The organism is Micromonospora sp. NPDC052213, assembly GCF_040679695.1.
Lineage (GTDB): Bacteria > Actinomycetota > Actinomycetes > Mycobacteriales > Micromonosporaceae > Micromonospora.
On sequence record NZ_JBFAVI010000008.1, the window covers coordinates 88,813 to 91,086 of the forward strand.

Here is a 2,274-nt window from a genome sequence, read left to right on the forward strand (position 1 = left end):
ACGCCCGCCCCGGCAATGCCGGGGCGGCCTTTCGTTCATCTTCGGGCCTTATGATCGCCGCTGCCCGGTTCCGCGCGGTCGGCGATCAAGCCGAACGCGAGGTACCGTCGATCCGCGCGCTCGCCGGGAGCGAGCGTCGATCTGTGCAACGAATCGGCTGCGTGCGCCCGTCTCCTGATCGTGGGCGTGACGAACGGAGATGATCGTGGGTAAGGCCGGCAAGGGCGGCGGCAAGTCGTCCGTGTGGTCGGGGGTGCCGCGGTGGGCCCGGGCCTGCACCGTGTTCGGTGCCGTCCTCATGCTGCTCAGCGGCGTGGTCCTGGTCGGCGCCGAGGCGCTGATGGCCCGCTACGAGGGCGCGGTGGGCAAGGCCGACCTCTTCGGCGACCAGGCGGCCGGGGCGAAGGAGCGCAAGAGCGACATCAAGGGCCCGCTCAACATCCTGCTGGTCGGCATCGACCCGCGCAACCCGGAGACGCCGCCGCTGGCCGACTCGATCATGGTGCTGCACGTGCCCGCCGAGATGGACCGTGCCTACCTCTTCTCGATGCCGCGCGACCTCCTGGTGGAGATCCCCAAGTTCAGCCGGGCGGAGTTCAACGGCGGCACCGACAAGCTCAACGCGGCGATGTCGTACGGCAGCCGGGTGCCGGGTGGGAACCCGGACGCCGCCCGGGGCTTCGAACTGCTGGCGACGACGGTGCAGAAGGTCACCGGCATCAAGCGCTTCGACGCCGGCGCGATCATCAACTTCAACGGCTTCCAGAAGATCGTCGACGCGATGGGCGGCGTCGACATGTACATCGAGCGCGACGTGCGCTCCGAGCACCGCGAGCCGAGCGGCAAGCACCGCAAGGGCAACCCGTACGGCGAGGGCTACGTCGGCCCGCAGGCGGTCTACAAGAAGGGCAACCAGCACCTCAGCGGCTGGCAGGCGCTCGACTACGTCCGGCAGCGCTACCCGAAGAACGGCGTCCCGGACGGCGACTACGGCCGGCAGCGCCACCAGCAGCAGTTCGTCAAGGCAATGGCCGGCCAGGCGCTGAGCGCCGACGTGGTGACGAACCCGATCAAGCTGGACCGGGTGCTGCGGGCGGCCGGGCAGTCACTGATCTTCAGCGGCCGCGGCAACAGCGTGATCGACTTCGGCATCGCCCTGAAGAACATCCGCCCGGAGACGATCCAGATGGTCAAGCTGCCCGGTGGCGGGGTCACCGAGAACGGGAAGTACCGGGGCGAGCGCTTCGAGCCGGAGGTCGAGGACTTCTTCACCGCCCTCCAGAACGAGCAGCTGGACGCGTTCCTGTTGGAGCACCCCGACTTCCAGAACAAGGCCAAATAGCCGTGGCGCAGGTCTCGCCACCCGCGTTGGGGGCGCGTCCGCGGCAAGACTAGACTTTCGACAATCCGCCGCCGCAGCAAGGAGACAGCGTGGCACAGCAGCTTCACGTCGAGCTCGTAGCCGTCGAGGAGAAGGTCTGGTCCGGTGACGCCGAGATGGTCGTCGCCCGGACGACCGAGGGTGAGCTGGGTGTGCTGCCGGGGCACGCGCCCCTGCTCGGCCAGCTCGCCGAGCCCGGCCAGGTACGCATCAAGCTCGCCGGTGGCGAGCAGGTCTCCTACGAGGTCGCCGGTGGCTTCCTCTCGGTGACCGCCGACGGCGTCACCGTCCTGGCCGAGAGCGCCACCCCGGTTTCCGCCGCACAGAGCCGCTGAGCCGCACCGCCGATGGGGATCGTCGAAGGGATCGGAATCGGCGTAGCCGTCATCCTCGGCGCGCTTCTGATCCTCTTCGCCCGGCGGGCCGTCGTCACGCGTAGCGGAGGCATCATCCGGCTCGGCGTCCGGACCTCCACGATGCTCGACGGCCGCGGCTGGTCCCCCGGCTTCGGCCGGTTCGTCGGCGACGAACTCCGCTGGTACCGGGTCTTCAGCTTCGCCATCCGTCCCACGCGGGTGCTCTCCCGCAAGGGGCTGGCCGTGGAGCGCCGGCGGCTGCCGGAGGGGCAGGAACGCCTCTCCATGCCCGCCGACTGGGTCATCCTCCGCTGTACCAGCAACCACGCTCCGGTCGAGATCGCCATGGCGCGATCCACTGTCACCGGGTTCCTCTCCTGGCTCGAGGCCGCCCCTCCGGGGGCGGTCTCGCCGCGTCTGGCCTCCCAGGACTGGCCCGCTGCCTGACGTCCCCTCGTCCTTGGGGTTTCCGGGGAGCCCACCCGCTCCGGGCGGTCAGGCTTGATCCCTTCGCGGGCGGGCTCCCCGGAAACCCCA

The 2,274-nt window shown here is 69.8% G+C and carries 3 protein-coding genes; all 3 read left to right on the forward strand.

What is annotated here, in order from left to right:
* Positions 1-199 precede the first annotated feature (199 nt).
* The 3 genes from AB0L34_RS04245 (at position 200) to AB0L34_RS04255 (ending at position 2,184) form a co-directional block, all read left to right on the forward strand.
* The gene (locus AB0L34_RS04245) at positions 200-1,342 is read left to right on the forward strand and encodes an LCP family protein (RefSeq protein ID WP_357459555.1); all 1,143 of its coding nucleotides are present in this window, start codon (positions 200-202) and stop codon (positions 1,340-1,342) included.
* Between the two features lie 89 nt (positions 1,343-1,431).
* Positions 1,432-1,716, forward strand: coding sequence for a F0F1 ATP synthase subunit epsilon (locus AB0L34_RS04250; protein WP_350684044.1), 285 nt, complete (start codon positions 1,432-1,434; stop codon positions 1,714-1,716).
* 12 nt (positions 1,717-1,728) lie between these two features.
* On the forward strand, positions 1,729-2,184 hold the full coding sequence (locus AB0L34_RS04255; protein ID WP_357459558.1) for a DUF2550 domain-containing protein: 456 nt from the start codon (positions 1,729-1,731) through the stop codon (positions 2,182-2,184).
* Positions 2,185-2,274 lie beyond the last annotated feature (90 nt).